The 16,858-nt window shown below is 38.5% G+C and carries 13 protein-coding genes; 8 read left to right on the top strand and 5 right to left on the bottom strand.

From position 1 onward, the window contains the following. The first annotated feature begins 905 nt into the window (after positions 1 to 905). The 4 genes from OQX63_RS20845 (at position 906) to OQX63_RS20830 (ending at position 4,734) form a co-directional block, all read left to right on the top strand. Entirely contained in the window at positions 906 to 1,109 is a 204-nt protein-coding gene (locus tag OQX63_RS20845; protein WP_265852738.1) for a hypothetical protein, read from the top strand. A gap of 77 nt (positions 1,110 to 1,186) precedes the next feature. Then, entirely contained in the window at positions 1,187 to 2,086 is a 900-nt protein-coding gene (locus tag OQX63_RS20840; RefSeq protein ID WP_265852737.1) for an MBL fold metallo-hydrolase, read from the top strand. A gap of 239 nt (positions 2,087 to 2,325) precedes the next feature. Beyond that, on the top strand, positions 2,326 to 3,651 hold the full coding sequence (locus tag OQX63_RS20835; protein ID WP_265852736.1) for a cytochrome ubiquinol oxidase subunit I: 1,326 nt from the start codon (positions 2,326 to 2,328) through the stop codon (positions 3,649 to 3,651). Positions 3,652 to 3,729: 78 nt separating this feature from the next. Further along, on the top strand, positions 3,730 to 4,734 hold the full coding sequence (locus OQX63_RS20830) for a cytochrome d ubiquinol oxidase subunit II (protein ID WP_265852735.1): 1,005 nt from the start codon (positions 3,730 to 3,732) through the stop codon (positions 4,732 to 4,734). A gap of 287 nt (positions 4,735 to 5,021) precedes the next feature. Here the strand turns inward: OQX63_RS20830 and OQX63_RS20825 are convergent, their stop codons facing one another. Next, positions 5,022 to 6,569 carry a M20/M25/M40 family metallo-hydrolase gene (locus OQX63_RS20825; RefSeq protein WP_265852734.1) on the bottom strand — a complete coding sequence of 516 codons (1,548 nt, stop codon included), beginning with the start codon at positions 6,567 to 6,569 and terminating at the stop codon, positions 5,022 to 5,024. 455 nt (positions 6,570 to 7,024) lie between these two features. Further along, the gene (gene accD, locus OQX63_RS20820) at positions 7,025 to 7,870 is read right to left on the bottom strand and encodes an acetyl-CoA carboxylase, carboxyltransferase subunit beta (protein WP_265852733.1); all 846 of its coding nucleotides are present in this window, start codon (positions 7,868 to 7,870) and stop codon (positions 7,025 to 7,027) included. A gap of 309 nt (positions 7,871 to 8,179) precedes the next feature. Between accD and fbaA the strand changes: the two genes are divergently transcribed. The 4 genes from fbaA to OQX63_RS20800 all read left to right on the top strand — a co-directional run bounded on the left by fbaA (position 8,180) and on the right by OQX63_RS20800 (position 10,796). Next, on the top strand, positions 8,180 to 9,259 hold the full coding sequence (gene fbaA, locus OQX63_RS20815) for a class II fructose-bisphosphate aldolase (protein ID WP_265852732.1): 1,080 nt from the start codon (positions 8,180 to 8,182) through the stop codon (positions 9,257 to 9,259). 165 nt (positions 9,260 to 9,424) lie between these two features. After that, on the top strand, positions 9,425 to 9,931 hold the full coding sequence (locus OQX63_RS20810; protein ID WP_265852731.1) for a low affinity iron permease family protein: 507 nt from the start codon (positions 9,425 to 9,427) through the stop codon (positions 9,929 to 9,931). Continuing rightward, on the top strand, positions 9,906 to 10,328 hold the full coding sequence (locus OQX63_RS20805) for a GNAT family N-acetyltransferase (RefSeq protein WP_265852730.1): 423 nt from the start codon (positions 9,906 to 9,908) through the stop codon (positions 10,326 to 10,328). The genes OQX63_RS20810 and OQX63_RS20805 overlap by 26 nt, the downstream gene beginning before the upstream one ends. A gap of 171 nt (positions 10,329 to 10,499) precedes the next feature. Beyond that, a complete protein-coding gene (locus OQX63_RS20800) occupies positions 10,500 to 10,796 on the top strand; it encodes a GIY-YIG nuclease family protein (RefSeq protein ID WP_265852729.1) in 297 nt (98 codons plus the stop codon). A gap of 119 nt (positions 10,797 to 10,915) precedes the next feature. Here the strand turns inward: OQX63_RS20800 and OQX63_RS20795 are convergent, their stop codons facing one another. The 3 genes from OQX63_RS20795 to secDF all read right to left on the bottom strand — a co-directional run bounded on the left by OQX63_RS20795 (position 10,916) and on the right by secDF (position 16,557). Beyond that, positions 10,916 to 11,776 (bottom strand): hydroxymethylglutaryl-CoA lyase, encoded by an 861-nt coding sequence (locus OQX63_RS20795; protein WP_265852728.1) that lies wholly within the window; start codon positions 11,774 to 11,776, stop codon positions 10,916 to 10,918. A gap of 92 nt (positions 11,777 to 11,868) precedes the next feature. Beyond that, entirely contained in the window at positions 11,869 to 13,200 is a 1,332-nt protein-coding gene (locus OQX63_RS20790; RefSeq protein ID WP_265852727.1) for an NAD(P)/FAD-dependent oxidoreductase, read from the bottom strand. Positions 13,201 to 13,575: 375 nt separating this feature from the next. Then, a complete protein-coding gene (gene secDF, locus OQX63_RS20785; protein WP_265852726.1) occupies positions 13,576 to 16,557 on the bottom strand; it encodes a protein translocase subunit SecDF in 2,982 nt (993 codons plus the stop codon). Between the last annotated feature and the right edge of the window lie 301 nt (positions 16,558 to 16,858).

Here is a 16,858-nt window from a genome sequence, read left to right as displayed (position 1 = left end):
CAGGTTTAACTCCATTAAGCTGGTGCTGCTATTTAAGGTTGTATGATGCAAGAGAAAAATTCATTCTTACAGGCAAATTCTCTGCGCCTTGCAACCCCAAATAGTATTGCTGGCTGTGCCAATAAACCTGATCGGAACGAGCACGGAGCGTAGTAAAGTAAAAAGCAGGACTGTATCTACCTAAATGCCACTCGGGCTGATTTCCAAAATAAACGATCAATTTTGAAATAATATATGCTTAACCGTTTAAACTAATAAAATTCTCTTGCAAAACTCAAAAATTAAGCTTATATTTAATCAAACATAAGGCAATCCAAGCCATTTTATCTGTTATTCCTGAACGAAACCTTATCAAAGCCCACATGGTATAAGGTTAAGCAAATTTTAAAAAAGCTTTTTTTCATTATTAAAATTGTTAATCCTGAAAACCCCGATAGGTTTTCAATAATCTATATCGTCATGGAAACTAACCACAACATTCAAAATCTGGAAAACGCAAAGTTGGAAGAAAAATTAAACGAAGGAAGAAAACACATTTACAAATTTATCTTCAATCCTTTTTCTTTCGAATCTTCAAACCATTTCAATAAAATCCATAAAAGGAGGTTTCATTCTTTCGGATGCATCCATGAGTTGGGAAAATTACCCGGGGCAATGTTGTAGCTTCTATGGTTGGTGGCTTACCAACTATAACATTATTTCCATATTGTGTTTGGTGAGTAACCAAACATAGGCATTAGGTGGGGCATTTTAGAATACATCTCTGTAATCTGTTAGTACATTGAAATCATCTATGCCTGTTTTAGAGGACCAAGTTTGGTGGGCCACCAAACACGGACTTTTAGGATTAAAGAAAACAATCTTATTTTTTGCTTGTTCCTATAGTAAATCAATTTACAATTACTATGGAAACGAATAAAGAAAAAGGTAAAGTTGTTGAGAACGATTTACTGGATAAAACCGCAGAAGATATTAAAGAGGATAGAACTTTAGATGAAAATAAGTCATCTAAAGTAGCTACCAATTTGTTTAACAAAGATAAAGACCGTAAGAACAATTCATTTGGTCCAGGGCATGAGCCGGGTACTACGCCAGGTGCAGGTATATAATTGTTGTTATTTCAGCATTTAAATCATTAAATTTAAGCCACAGCATTTGCTGTGGTTTTTTTTAGCTTAATCCCAAAATGGAAAGAAGAAATTTTATCAAAAATTCGGCATTGGCCATGGCCCTGCTTTCGATTTATAAAACAGATGTTTTTGCACAGCAAGAACTATTGCGGGCTTATGATTTTAAGCCGCTCCGTAACGATGTGGGGATATTTACCGAGCAGGGTGGAACCATCGGCTGGTTAAATTCAAGCAGCGGTTTTGTAGTGGTAGATGCACAGTTCCCGACTACGGCACCTCATGTGATTGATGAGTTGAAAAAACTGGGCGAAAAACCATTCAAATATTTGATCAACACGCATCACCATGGAGATCATACCGCAGGGAATATTTCTTTTAAAGGATTGGCAGAAAAAGTGGTTGCTCACCAAAATTCACTGGTAAACCAGAAAAGAGGCGCAGAAAAAGCAAATAATTTAGATAAACAGCTTCTGCCTGATACCACTTTTGGAACAAAATGGAGTGCGAAAGTGGGCAACGAAAATATAAAAGCGTATTATTACGGTTCGGGGCATACCAATGGCGATGCCGTTTACCATTTTGAAAATGCCAATATCGTACATGTAGGCGATCTGGTTTTCAACCGTAAATTTCCATATATTGATAGAGAAAATGGTGCACACATTGGCAATTGGATTACGGCTTTAGATAAGATCCAGAAGCAGTTTGATAACGATACTTTATTTATCTGGGGACATAGCCTTGATCCGGAAAAAGTAACCGGAAATAAAACTGACGTTAAAGCTTATCAAAATTACCTTCAAAACCTGTTAACTTTTGTGGGGGGCGAAATCAAAGCAGGTAAAAGCAAAGAAGATATTTTAAAAACGACTACGATCCCAAATGCACCCGAATGGAAGGGAGAAGGCATTGAAAGAAGTTTAACCGCTGCTTATGATGAATTGAAGGGAGTTTAACCTCATATTCCATAAGAAAAGTAGTCATTTCGATCCGATAGCAATTGGATCGAAATGACTGATATCCATCAGTGCTCATCTTTATCTAAAAAAAAATATCGTTCCCTTAAGACAGTCCTCCAAATCTTTTTTCAATTTATAAACGTTCTATATTTAAAATAATCCTTTCAACGTCATTGAATTACCATAGGCTTTAATCATTAACAACTATATTTGTTACTATTCAAAATCTACAGCCCATGGATGATTTTATCGCTGCCCGCTCCCAAATGGCCTTATCACTAGGCTTTCACATTATTTTTTCCTGTATCGGCATGGTGATGCCTTTCTTTATGGCCGTATCACATTACAAATGGCTTAAAACCAATGATGAGGTGTATAAAAACCTCACAAAAGCCTGGAGTAAAGGGGTTGCCATATTCTTTGCTACAGGTGCGGTATCGGGTACAATGCTATCATTCGAGCTAGGCTTACTTTGGCCAAAATTTATGGATCATGCCGGACCTATATTCGGAATGCCATTTTCATTGGAAGGAACAGCCTTTTTTATCGAAGCGATCGCCCTTGGTTTTTTCCTATATGGTTGGAATAAGTTGAATAAATGGTTCCACTGGTTTACAGGCATGGTAGTAGGCGTTAGCGGACTTGCTTCCGGTATACTGGTCGTGGCCGCCAATGCCTGGATGAACAGTCCGGCGGGTTTTGATTTTGTCAACGGACAATACCTCAACATCGATCCCATACAAGCCATGTTCAATAAAGCCTGGTTTAGCCAGGCATTACACATGTGCCTAGCCGCATTTACCGCAACAGGCTTTGCTGTAGCCGGCGTACATGCTTTAATGATCTTACGCAACCGAAATGCATATTTTCATTTAAAAGCCTTTAAAATAGCGGCTGTATTTGCCTGCATTGCTGCGGTATTACAGCCCTTAAGCGGCGATATTTCTGCAAAAGATGTTGCCAAGCGCCAACCTGCAAAGCTGGCGGCCATGGAAGCATTATATAAAACCGAAAAACCTGCCCCATTATTGATCGGCGGTATTGTAAACGAAAAAGATAAAACAGTAACGGGCGCAATCAAAATTCCGGGGGCCTTAAGTTTTCTGGCGCATGGTGATTTCAAAGCTGAAGTTAAAGGCTTGGATCAGATCCCTGAAAATGAACATCCACCGGTAGCCATCACCCATTATGCTTTTCAGATAATGGTGGGGATTGGTACATTATTACTGCTAATATCTTTAACCTACTTCTTCATTCTTTTTAAAAAGAAACCTTTAACCGAAAAACGTTGGCTGCTAAAACTGTTTGTTCTCGCCATTCCGTTAGGTTACCTCGCTTTAGAGGCTGGTTGGGTAGTTACAGAGGTTGGCAGGCAGCCATGGATTATTTATGGTATTATGCATACCAAAGATGCGGTAACGCCAATGCCAGGTATTGCATATTCGTTTTATATCTTCTCGGCCATTTACATATCGCTAAGTATAATCGTAACGTTTTTGCTTTACCGGCAGATCAAAATGGTACCTGTATTATATCATAAAGATGAATCTAACAGCAATTAACCACTGATGAATGTGAACAATACAAGGCAAATCTTATTAATCAGTGTAATCAAAATATCGGTGTAATCATTTTCAGATATGAAAGAAGTTGTAATCACATTTTTATGCATGGCCATTTTGCTTTACTTTTTATTGGGTGGGGCTGATTTTGGTGCGGGGATTATAGAGCTTTTTACCTCCACAAAAAATAGGAGTAGAACACGTAAAACCATGTATCACGCTATTGGCCCGGTATGGGAGGCCAACCACATGTGGCTCATCATTGCGATTGTGATCCTTTTTGTAGGTTTCCCTTTTATTTATACCACTATGTCGGTTTACCTGCATATACCCTTGGCTATTATGCTCATCGGGATTATAGCGCGTGGTACCGCTTTCGTATTTCGCCATTACGATGCTGTAAAAGATGATATGCAATGGTTATACAACCGGATATTCAGATATTCAAGTTTTGTAACTGCTTTATTTTTAGGCATTATTGCCGGAAGCTTAATTTCAGGACATATTGATTCGCAGGCGACAGATTTTTATACGGCCTATATATCGGGCTGGTTAAACTGGTTTTCTGTAGCTGTGGGTTTCTTTACAGTATCGCTCTGCGGTTTCCTGGCGGCCATTTACCTGATCGGCGAAACAACAGAAGCGCATGATAAACGTCGGTTTATTAAAAAGGCCAAATTCATGAATGTGGCGGCAGTTGTTTTTGGTGCAATGGTATTTATTGCTGCGCAGCGTGATAAAATTCCATTGATTGATTGGGTTTTCAAAAGCAATGTCGGGTTATCGGCCATTATTTTGGCCAGTATATCGCTGGTACTTTTATGGTACCTGTTGATAAAAGGCAAAACCAAGGTTTTACGCATTTTAGCAGGCTTCCAGGTAACGATGATCCTTCTGGCTATTAGTTATGCCCACTTTCCTAATTTTATCCGTTTAAAAAGCGGAGATGCCATTTCGTTATTGGAAACCGCTGGACCAGAAAAAACCATTTACAGTTTGGGCTTAGCCCTTTTATTGGGTAGTATATTAATTTTACCTTTTTTAGGGTATCTGTTTTATAAGTTTCAGAAGAAGGAGGAGTAGATGTTTTTGCGCAATCGTCATGCTGAATTTATTTCAGCATCTATTCAGCGATAAGACCCTGAAATAAATTCAGGGTGATGACGCTCAAATTATGAGCGGATTTCAATAAAAGCGTCGTCATCTCTAGAGCATAGTTAAATGAGGAATTCCATCTAAATAAATTTAGACTCCGTTGAGTATTGCGTGGTTCTCAGCTATGTCACACTCCGCTGGAACTGACGACTGAGGTAACAAAAAAGAGCATCCGTTTCCAAATGCTCCTTTATAAAACGATTCAAAATTTTTATTTACATTCCACCTTTTCTATTCGATTTTGTTTGTACTGGCCAGGTAGCTGGTTTTCCGGTACGCTCATTTACAGGTAGATCGGTTGCTTTTTCATTTGAAGTTTTCTCTGGATCTTCACAAGCCATATAAACCATGATGGCTGCAAGTATCACATTACTTCTGATTTCGTCAAAAACCAATTTGTCGTAACTATCGCGGTTGGTGTGCCAGGTATATGTTCCATAATCCCAGCTGGTAGAACTTAACGAATACCCTAAAGCTCCGGCGGCCACAAATGATGCAAAATCTGATCCCCCTGCGCCAGGTGTGCCCGGGAAACTGGTTTTGATCTGGTTTTTAATGGTATCTGGTACAGCAGCCAACCAGCGCGTGATATAATCTTTTGATTTAGCAAAACCTTGTCCGCCAATATTAACCACACGACCTGTGCCGTTATCCTGGTTAAACAAAGCCTGCAGATTGTTCACAATCTCCGGATGATCTTCTACAAATGCCCTCGAACCATTTAAGCCTTGCTCTTCGCTGCCCCAATGCCCCACTAAAATGGTGCGTTTTGGGTTAGGGTAAAATTTCTTTAAAATTCGCATGGCTTCCATCATTAAAATGGTACCCGAGCCATTATCTGTTGCACCACTTGCACCATCCCATGAATCGAAATGTGCTGAAAGCATCACATATTCATTTGGTTTTTGCTTGCCTTTCAACTCCGCAATAGTATTAAACGTTGGTACAACGCCCAGTTTTTTTGATTCTGATTCGATTTTAAGCATCGGTTTGTTGCCGTTTAGGGCCAAACGATAGACCAGGCCGTAATCTTCTACGGATAAATCTAAGGTAGGCACTTTGGTGGTGTTGGCACCAAAAATCTTATCTACACCAAAACCCTGCGACCAGTTATTGATTATTACAGCCACAGCACCTGCATTTTCTAAAGCTGCAGGAAGTGTTTTGTTGGTATAACCCGTTTTAGCAAGGCCTGCAGCCCATGCTTTAGTGGCATCAGCTTTTTCTTTTTTGAATTTTTCGAAAAGATCCTTTGTGGCAAATTCTTCCCAATTTTTTTCTGGTCGGCCAGAAAGTTGGTTCATGGAAATTAAAACAATTTTACCTTTTACATTGGGTAACCATTTCTGAAAAGATACCGAATCGGTAATTTGAGGAAGTATAACCGCTTCTGCATTGATGTTTTTACCATTAGTTGATGGACTCCAGGCCAATTGCGTGCCTTCCAGGGTTCTTACCCGCGGACTTATTAAATCAATGTGTGTAACTCCACGTTCCCAACCGGCCCATTCGCCCCACTTTTCGTTTTTAGCAGAAATGCCCCAATCGCTATATTTTTTTACAGCCCAATCGTTGGCTTGTTTCATTTGTGGCGAGCCAACTAGCCGGGGACCAACAACATCTAAAAGTTCATGTGCCAGTTTCTCTAATTGAGAGTTTTCATTTACTTCTTTGATGATATTGTCGATTACTTTCCTGTCTTGTGCAAAAAGAATGGTTGAAGTACAAAGGAATAGCGCAGAGAATAGTAGCTTTTTATTCATAATGAGTTAGGGTTAATGATTTGATGGCTAATTTATGAAATATGAGGTAGGGTTGGGGATGTTAATAGAAATGTTGCAGTTGAGTTGTGGTGTCAACTTTTATCAGCTGACACAACCGCAGTCTTGAAATGATTCACTAGGTTTAAAGGTCAGATGGCAACATCTGACCTCACAAATAAGCTCAGGATGACAGTGCAGGTGGGGTTAATTTTAACACATGTCGGGAACTGCCTTCCCAAAGAATTGCAGGCTTGCAGAATATTAACCTGATCCGATAGCTATCGGATGCCGCGAAAAGCCCAGAGTGTAGCGAGGACTTGAAGCAAAAAGCAGGACTGAATTAACCGAAGTCATTCAAGCCCTGCTTTTCTTATAATAGTTTATTTGTTCATTAGTCATTTGTTTATTGGTCAGTTTGCACTAATAAACTAATGACGAATAAGCTATTGAACTAATTAATTATTCATCATTTTAATAAAAGCACCCAATTTAGCTTTCATGGCTCTTCTATCTACTATAAAATCAAGGAAACCATGTTCCAGAACGAATTCGGAAGTTTGGAAACCTTTAGGTAAATCTTTTTTAATGGTTTCTTTAATTACCCTTGGACCGGCAAAACCGATTAATGCGCCTGGTTCTGCAATATTAATATCGCCTAACATGGCGTAAGATGCCGTTACACCACCGGTAGTTGGATCGGTTAATAAAGAAATATATGGAATCTTAGCCTGACTTAATAATGCTAATTTAGCTGAGGTTTTAGCCATTTGCATTAACGAAAACGCGGCTTCCATCATTCGTGCACCGCCTGATTTTGAGATCATTAGGAACGGAACTTTATGTTTGATACTGTAATCAATAGATCTTGCAATCTTTTCACCAACAACCGAACCCATAGAACCGCCGATAAAAGCGAAATCCATACAGGCAATTACGATTTCTTGTCCTTCTATTTTACCAACACCAGCACGGATAGCGTCTTTTAAGCCTGTTTTAGCCTGGCTTTCTTTAATTCTATCGGTGTAGGGTTTGTTATCGTTAAAATTTAATGGGTCGCCCGATGTGAGGTTGGGAAACAGCTCTTTAAACTGATTGTTATCAAATAAAACCTCGAAATATTCTTTAGAGCCTACTCTCAGATGATAGTCGCAGTAGTGACAAACGTATTTGTTTTCCTGAAGCTCTGCCTGATGTAGCGGTTTTTTGCAATTCGGACATTTATTCCACAACCCATCCGGTGCTTCTTTTTTCTCCTCTGTTGTAGTAATGATACCTTTTTTTTCTCTCTTAAACCAAGCCATATAATTTTTTGAAGAATTGGATTGCAAAGAAACGAAAAATAAAATAAACATGAACCTTATTAGGCGTAAAAATAGTCAATGGTTTATTGGTTGATAGTTGATTGCCAATGGTGAAGGTAATTGAAAACTGATTTTTGTCTGTTGCCAACTACTAATCGCAAACTTAAGTGTGTCTTTTTTACACTAAGGATAATGTGTTTTTTACACTAAATAGGCTTTATTTTGCTGTTAAGCAAATAATTCTGTTGTTACAAAAGCTTGTAATGTTAATTTTTTTTATAACTTCGGACTTAATAAAATTAACAAGAAATGAGTTTAAAAGGCTACAAAGGCGTAATTTACGGAGATGCCGTTCAAGAATTATTTGAGCAGGCTAAAAAACATCAGTTTGCTTTACCAGCAGTAAACGTTACCGGTACCAATACGGTAAATGCGGTATTGGAAACTGCAAAGGCAGTAAATTCGCCTGTTATGATTCAATTATCTAATGGTGGTGCCCAGTTTTATGCTGGTAAATCATTAGATAACGAGAAATTACAGGCATGTATTTTAGGTGCTGTATCTGCAGCTAAACATGTACATTTATTGGCAGAACATTATGGTGTTGCTGTGGTTTTACATACTGACCACGCCGCTAAAAAATTATTGCCATGGATTGATGGATTATTGGATCACGGCGAAAAATTCTTCGCTGAAACCGGCAAACCTTTGTTTTCATCTCATATGTTAGATTTATCGGAAGAATCTATCGAAGAGAACATGGAAATTTCCGCAAAATACTTAGCACGTATGGCTAAAATGAACATGACTATCGAAATCGAGCTTGGCGTAACAGGCGGTGAAGAAGATGGTGTTGATAATAGCGATGTAGACAGCTCTAAATTATATACACAGCCTAGCGAAGTAGCTTACGCTTACGAAGAATTAAGTAAAGTTTCCCCTCGTTTTACGGTTGCTGCAGCTTTTGGTAACGTACACGGTGTTTACAAACCAGGTAACGTAAGACTGCAACCGGTAATTTTGAAAAATTCTCAGGATTTTATCAAAGAAAAATTTAGCTTAACTGCAGAGAAACCGATTAATTTTGTATTCCACGGTGGTTCTGGTTCATCTCAGGAAGAAATCAGGGAAGCCATTTCTTATGGTGCAATTAAAATGAATATCGACACGGATATGCAATGGGCATTTTGGGAAGGTATTTTAGAATATTACAAAAAGAATGAAGGTTATCTTCAAGGTCAGATCGGTAACCCTGATGGCGATGATAAACCAAACAAAAAATACTACGACCCACGCGTATGGTTACGTAAAGGTGAAGAAACTTTTGTGAAGCGTTTAACTACTGCTTTCGAAGATTTGAACTGTATAAACGTTAACGATAAGCTTTAAGAGCGTTAGAATGTTGAAAGATTGAAATGTTTTAAAGTCGAAACTTTTCAACCTTCCAACATTACAATGTATTTAACATTACAACATAAAACGAAAGCGCCGTAGGTTTAAAAACTTATGGCGCTTTTGTTTGTTTTATGGTATATTTAAGCAAACAAAATTGTGATGTCAAAATCTAAAAGCGATAATAAAAGCAATAACTTTTTCGAAAAATTTGCTAATGCGGCCACCAAGTTTACGGGTAGTTCTGCAGCATTTATCAGTGCAACCGCCATTGTAGTAATTTGGGCGTTGAGCGGCCCGATATTTAAATATTCTGAAACCTGGCAACTCGTAATCAACACCGGAACAACCATCATTACTTTTTTAATGGTGTTTTTGATTCAGAAGGCGCAGAACAAAGACGGAAAGGCGATACAGTTAAAATTAAATGAATTGATTGCTGCACAACAGGGTGCCAGTAACCGGATGGTGGATATTGAAGACCTGAGTGAAAAAGAGCTGGATCAGTTACATAAATTTTACGTTACGATTGCCACGCTTGCCAAAAAAGAGACCGATATTCATTGCTCACATTCAATTGATGTTGCGAAGGAATTAAATGAAATAAAAGTAAAATCGAATAAACACTTTAAAAAACACGATAATGAGTCTGCACGTTCAAAAAGTTAATCACCCAGAAGATTTAGATAAAGTATTTGCTATACGTAAGATTGTTTTTGTAGATGAACAAAATTGTCCGCCAGAACTGGAATGGGAGCATGAAGAGGAATCTACACATTTTTTGGCGACCAGCAACGGACAGCCTTGCGGTGCTTGTAGATGGCGTAAAACGGAAAATGGTTATAAATTAGAGCGCTTTGCGGTTTTAAAGGAGTTTAGAGGGCAAGGGGTAGGGCGTGCACTAATTGCTGAGGCCTTATCTGATCTGCCGGAGGATGCACATTATATTTACTTAAATTCGCAATTAGATGCCATGAGCTTGTATGCTAAATTTGGTTTTGTAGCTGAGGGAGAACAATTTGAGGAGGCTGGCATACAGCATTTTAAAATGGTGAAGAAGGTTTAAAGATAATTTGCTGCTGAGACACGGAAAGTATTGACTATTCAACGAAAAATCGTCATTGCGAGGAACGAAGCAATCTTAAAGCGATCGCTGGATTTTAGTTATTTACCCACCCATAGTAGTAGGATTGCTTCGTTCCTCGCAATGAAGACGTAACAAATTACTAATTAAATTATGATGGAAAGAGGAGGATGTGTTTATATCACGACAAATTCTTTTAATACCGTTTTTTATACTGGTGTAACCTCAGATTTACAAGGCAGGGTTTGGCAACATAAAAACAGCGACTTTCCTAAAAGCTTTACTTCAAGATATAAATGTTATAAGTTAGTTTATTACTTGTTTTTCCCTGATATTGAAGAAGCTATTGATGAAGAAAAGAGAGTAAAAGGTGGAAGCCGTCAGCAGAAAATAGATTTGATTGTATCTAAAAATCCAGATTGGATTGATTTATATGAAGAATTGGTTTAATAATTCCGTCATTGCGAGTCACGAAGCAATCTTAAAGCGATCGCTGGATTTGAAGTAAGCTACCCCACCCATATTTGTAGGATTGCTTCGTTCCTCGCAATGACGATCACTCAAAAAATCTACCCAAATATCTTCTCCGATAAGGTCATTGCCTCCTGCCATTTATCCATATTCAACGCCAAATTCTCACCTTTTGTATTCAAAAAGCCAATTACGGCTTCCGTAGCGATGTTGCCGGTGAGATCATCAGCAGCCATCGGGCAGCCACCAAAACCCTTTAATGCTGAATCTATGCGTTTTACACCAGCATGATAAGCAGCCGATATCTTTTCAATCCTTTCGGCAGGCGTGGAGTGTAAATGAATGCCAATTTCTGTTCTGTTAAATCTTGAAATTAATTTAGGCATTATTGTTTCTATTTTTTCAGGTGTGGAAACGCCTACTGTATCAGCCAGCGATAAAATTTCCACGCCTTTACTCACCAGTACATCCGCCCATTTTTCTACAATTTCATAATTCCATTCATCGCCATAGGGATTTCCAAAACCCATTGACAGATAAACGACAGCTTTCTTACCATTTTTTGTGCAAAGTGAAAGCATTTCTTCTACCGTATTCAGCGATTGTGTTATGCTTGAATTGGTATTGCGCTGTTGGAAGGTTTCAGAAATTGAAAATGGGAAACCAAGGTAATCAACCGCCTCATGCTTTACTGCCTCTTCTACGCCCCTTAAATTAGCTACAATAGCCAAGAGTTTTGTATTAGTGCTGCTTAAATCAAGTTGTGCTAAAACTTCAGCTGTATCGGCCATTTGCGGAATGGCTTTAGGCGAAACAAAACTTCCAAAATCAAGCGTATCGAAACCAACCTGAAGCAATAGGTTTAAATATTCAACCTTAAGTTCAGTTGGAATGAAATCGTGTAGTCCTTGCATGGCATCACGCGGGCATTCAACTAATTTGAAATTGGTGTGGCTCATATTTTTGGTTTAATCGCAAAGTGCACAAAGTTTTTTGCAAAGAAAAGAAGAAACTGAAAACAAATTTCTAACACCAAAGTTACCCTAAACCCTTAAGACACATTAACCTCTTTTACACCAGTTATTTCTTCCCTGTAATCCACACTCCGATCTTTTGCAAAGGTTCTGATAATTAAACGGGTTCCGCGATCATAACTAAAATAACTCCAAACCCAATTGACGAAAACAATGATCTTGTTTCTGAAGCCCACTAAAGTCATTAAGTGAACAAACATCCAGGTAAACCAGGCGAATACGCCCTGAAAACGGATTTTGCCGATATCAACAACAGCTTTGTTTCTACCAACTGTAGCCATGGAGCCTTTATCGAAATATTTAAATTTCTCTAAGGGTTTATTTTCTTTGATATTGATCAGGTTTTTGGCCAGGTGATGTCCCTGTTGGATGGCGGCAGGTGCAACTCCAGGGTGACCGTTAGGTGTTTCTTCATCAATAATAGCGGCTACATCGCCTATTGCATATACATTTTGATAACCTACAACTAAATTTTGTGTGTCGGTCTTCAGCCGGCCTCCACGAACTACTTCTGCTTTGTCTAAACCGGCTAATACTTCTCCTTTTACACCTGCACTCCAAATTACAGTAGAACTTAAAATTGGTGCTTTATCCTGTAAAGTGAGCGTATGTCCGTCATAACCCAATACCCGGGTTTCATTCATAATCTGCACGCCCATATCGGTTAGGAAATCTTTGGCTTTTTTCTGTGCCTGTGGCGACATTACGCCTAACAATTCTGGCGAATTTTCGATCAGGTAAATGTTAACCTTACTTAAATCCATTTCGGGGTAATCATTCGGAATCACATGTCTTTTAAGTTCAGCAATGGCACCAGAGGTTTCAACGCCCGTTGGTCCGCCGCCCACCACCACAAAGTTTAATAGGGCACTTTTTTTATCTGCATCTTTTTCGATCAGCGATTTTTCGAAATTCTGCAAAATCAAACTTCTTAAATCCAGGGCTTCAGGAATCGACTTCATTGGCATGGAATTGGCCTCGATTTCTTTGTTGCCAAAAAAGTTACTGGTAGATCCTGTTGCAATAACCAGATAATCGTAATTAATTCTGCCTATATCGGTTTGTAAACAATTTTCTGCTGCATTTACTTCTGTAACTTTGGTTACGCGAAAGATCAGGTTTTTTTGACCCTTAAAAATCTTTCTTAATGGGAATGCGATCGAATCGGCTTCTAAACCTCCCGTGGCTACCTGATAAAGCAATGGTTGAAAGGTATGATAGTTATGTTTATCGAGCATCACTACCTGAAAAGGCTTGTTTTTTAAACGTTTAGCTAACTCAATGCCGCCAAACCCACCGCCAACTATTACTACTCTCGGGTATTCGCTTTTAGGAAGTTGTAAATCCATTTTATCTCCATTTATCTAATGCTAACTTAACAAAAAGATAGCCAAAAGGTTTAAAAGATGAGGTTTTTAAAGTTATTCGAGCTTAAAAAAGAAGATATAACGCTGGTATGACGAAGCGGGATTTTATAGGTTTCTTAGCACTATTTTAAGTTAACTAAACCTGATGGTAGTGAGCATCCCGATCCTTCATCGGGATAAAACGGACAGCAGGATTGTCGAAACCGAAGAACCACAGGATTTGCTTTTCAAAATAAATGAAAAGCTTTGTGCATTTTGTCTTTTAAACCTCGCAGGTTTTTAAAACCTACGAGGTTTGGCACAAAAAAAAGCGCCCCGATAAATCGAGGCGCTTATATATTTTAAGATTTTAATCTCTTATTTTTTCTCAGCTGAGCTACCCAAATCGATTACGATAGGAGTAGAGATACATAATGATGAGTATGTACCAATAATACGGCCGATCAATAATGCGAAGATAAACCCACGGATGCTATCGCCACCGAAAATGAAGATTACCAATAATACGAAGAATACGGTTAATGAGGTTAAAATGGTACGGCTTAAGGTACTGTTTAACGCGAAGTTGATTAAGTTGTTACGTGCTTCGCCATGTAAATCTTCTTTACCAGATTCTTTTAATTTCTCACGGATACGGTCAAATACAACAACTGTCTCTGTCATGGTATAACCCATTACCGTTAAAATTGCTGCGATAAAATCCTGACCAATTTCTAATGAGAATGGCATAATACCATCTAAAATAGTGTAGAAAGACAATACCATTAACACATCATGGAACAATGCGATTACCGCACCTAAACCATACTGCCATTTTTTGAATCGTACTACGATGTAGATAAACATGAATAAACATGAGATCAATACTGCGTAGAAAGCACCGTTTACAATATCACTTGCAATGATAGGGGTTACTTTTTGCGAACTTACGATTTCATATTTAGCACCTGCTAAACCTTTATTCAAAGCATCTTCTACGACCTTGTCGGTTTTAATGTCCTGATCTTCGATGTGGAAAGTCGTGGTGATTTTTACCTGGCTATCTTCACCTGCAGTCTTCACCTCTGGTGTTTCGTTACCGAAAACCGGGTTTAACTTGGTTTTTAAATCTTCAGTGTTAACTGCTTTATCGAAGTGAACCAGATAAGTTCTACCACCTTTAAAATCTACACCTAAGTTTAAACCGCCATTTTTGAAGTACATACCAATACCGGCAATAATGATGATGGTAGAGATAATGTAATAGATTTTACGACGGCCAACAAAGTTGAAGGCTAAATTTTTAAATGCATTACGGGTTAAGCTATTATCGAAACTTACCTCAATTTTGCGGTTTAATAACGATTCGAAAACTACTCTCGAAATGGCTACAGCTGCAAACAATGAAGAAAGGATACCGATACATAAAGTAGTTGCGAAACCTTGAACCGGACCGCTACCAAATACATAAAGAATAGCACCTAAAATGAATAAGGTAACGTTTGAGTCGATAATTGAAGGCATTGCGTGTTTAAAACCTTCTTTAATTGCTGTGGCCGTGTTCTTGCCATGTGCAAGCTCTTCACGTACACGCTCAAAAATAAGGATGTTTGCATCTACCGACAAACCAATGGTTAATACGATACCCGCGATACCAGGTAAGGTTAATACTGCACCAAGTGATACCAGGATACCAATGATGAAGAATAAGTTGATTAACAATGCAAAGTTAGCCACCCAACCTGCACGGTGATAATACAACGCCATGAAGATTAAGATAACGATAAAGGCAATTACGAATGAGATTAAACCATCGTGAATAGCCTGGGCACCTAAAGTTGGACCCACTACATAACTACCTGCAATACGTGCAGGAGCGGGTAATTTACCAGCTTTTAAGATGTTAGATAGATCTTTGGTATCGGCCTGGGTAAAGTTACCGGTGATAGATGAGACACCACCAGCAATTTCATTCTGAACCGTAGGAGCAGAATAAACCTGGTTATCCAATACAATGGCTATAGATTTTTTATTGTTTGGATCAGCAGCCGCTTCAGCAGTAATTTTTTTCCATTTAGCAGAACCTTCACTGGTCATGTACATGGTTACTTCTGGTTTACCTTTCTGATCAAAATCAGCACGTGAATCGCTGATCGCTTCACCACCTAAATCTGGTTTGCCATCTGCACTAACCACTTTAATAGCATATAATTCGAAAATTTTCGAACCTTCTCTAGGTTTAACGCTCCACATAAATTTCATCGTAGATGGAATAGATGCAGCAACTTCAGGAAGTTTTAAATAAGCATTAACCTTTGCAGTATCTTTTTGTAACGACATACCAACAACTGCACCAGGCATTAATTGTTGTTGTCCGTTTTCGCCTTGGTAAATTGGAAGGTTAAGAACAGCATAAAGTGGGTTAGATTTAATCAATTCGGCTTTAACTGCACTCGAATCTTTTTTACCTAAGCCTGCAAGTTTGCCACCTTTGGCTGTAGTATCTTTAGCAGCAGCTTTTTCTAAGCCAGCTAATTTACCACCTGCAGCCGGAGCAGCCGTTGTATCTTTAGCAGCTGGAGCATCAGTTTTTAATGTTGCTGCTAAAATTTTATTAATGTTTTCTAATAAAGGTGCAACTTCTTGTACCTGGTATACTTGCCAGAACTGTAATTCGGCAGAACCCTGTAAAAGTTTAGCAATACGCTCTTTATCTTGTACACCTGGCATCTCGATTAAGATCCGGTTACTACCTTCTTGTTTTTGCATGTTCGGACTAACTACGCCGAAACCATCAATACGTGAGCGCAAAACGGTAAATGAACGATCGATAGCGCTGGTTGCTTCTTTTTCTAAGAAAGATTCAACTTCATTATTGCTTGCATTAGGTTTTAACTGAGATGCGTTATCCTGATTAGAAAAATAATCTGCAAGTTTTACTCCAGGGCTTAATTTTTCGAATTCATCAACAAAAATTTTGATGTAATCTTTACCACCGGCATTTAATTGAATCTGTGCGTTTTGAACTGCTTTGTTGAAGTTAGCATCAGTAGGGTTCCCTGCCAATGATTTTACCAACTCCGCTAACGATATCTCCATCGTTACGTTCATTCCGCCTTTTAAATCCAGACCCAAATTAATCTCTTTCGCTTTTACCTCCTGATAAGTAAATCCAACAACTGGATAAACTTTTACGGTACTCATCGAATCTAAGTAAGCCTTTTCTTTGGCTAAATCACCCTTCGCAGCGTTTTTTGCGTCTTTTTCTACCTTGGATGCTACCAAAGTAAAAGAAAGTGCGTACGCACAAACGATAGCCAATACTATCGCTATAAACTTAATAAAACCTTTTCCTTGCATTGTTTGTTTAAAATAATTTGTCTTTCGCTGTTTTTTAACAAGTCGGCAAATCTAATTAAATTTTTAAATTATAGAACCCCTTAATTGATAATTTATTAAGATTAATTTTTATCGGGTAATAATCCTTAGATATTCATTAGGTAGAATTTATTTCAGCGGGCTAAATTTAGAATGAATTGATTTGGATAGCAATTGTAGCAGCTTTTGGGATTAAGTTTCTCCCAGTTGATTTTTCAACATTTCAACCTCCGTCATGCTGAGGCACGAAGCATTTTTTCATATATGAGTTTTAGGGAGAGTT

The organism is Pedobacter sp. PF22-3 (genome assembly GCF_026239555.1).
Classification (GTDB): Bacteria; Bacteroidota; Bacteroidia; order Sphingobacteriales; family Sphingobacteriaceae; genus Pedobacter.
This window is presented reverse-complemented; position numbering and strand designations above follow the sequence as displayed.

Excerpts from the sequence above, each read along its gene's own strand:
- accD (WP_265852733.1), bottom strand. The coding sequence starts at position 7,870 with ATGGCTTGGTTTAAGAGAGAAAAAAAAGGTATCATTACTACAACAGAG.
- OQX63_RS20795 (WP_265852728.1), bottom strand. The coding sequence starts at position 11,776 with ATGAGCCACACCAATTTCAAATTAGTTGAATGCCCGCGTGATGCCATG.
- OQX63_RS20835 (WP_265852736.1), top strand. The coding sequence starts at position 2,326 with ATGGATGATTTTATCGCTGCCCGCTCCCAAATGGCCTTATCACTAGGC.
- OQX63_RS20805 (WP_265852730.1), top strand. The coding sequence starts at position 9,906 with ATGAGTCTGCACGTTCAAAAAGTTAATCACCCAGAAGATTTAGATAAA.
- fbaA (WP_265852732.1), top strand. The coding sequence starts at position 8,180 with ATGAGTTTAAAAGGCTACAAAGGCGTAATTTACGGAGATGCCGTTCAA.
- OQX63_RS20825 (WP_265852734.1), bottom strand. The coding sequence starts at position 6,569 with ATGAATAAAAAGCTACTATTCTCTGCGCTATTCCTTTGTACTTCAACC.
- OQX63_RS20810 (WP_265852731.1), top strand. The coding sequence starts at position 9,425 with ATGTCAAAATCTAAAAGCGATAATAAAAGCAATAACTTTTTCGAAAAA.
- OQX63_RS20845 (WP_265852738.1), top strand. The coding sequence starts at position 906 with ATGGAAACGAATAAAGAAAAAGGTAAAGTTGTTGAGAACGATTTACTG.
- OQX63_RS20840 (WP_265852737.1), top strand. The coding sequence starts at position 1,187 with ATGGAAAGAAGAAATTTTATCAAAAATTCGGCATTGGCCATGGCCCTG.
- secDF (WP_265852726.1), bottom strand. The coding sequence starts at position 16,557 with ATGCAAGGAAAAGGTTTTATTAAGTTTATAGCGATAGTATTGGCTATC.
- OQX63_RS20830 (WP_265852735.1), top strand. The coding sequence starts at position 3,730 with ATGAAAGAAGTTGTAATCACATTTTTATGCATGGCCATTTTGCTTTAC.
- OQX63_RS20800 (WP_265852729.1), top strand. The coding sequence starts at position 10,500 with ATGATGGAAAGAGGAGGATGTGTTTATATCACGACAAATTCTTTTAAT.
- OQX63_RS20790 (WP_265852727.1), bottom strand. The coding sequence starts at position 13,200 with ATGGATTTACAACTTCCTAAAAGCGAATACCCGAGAGTAGTAATAGTT.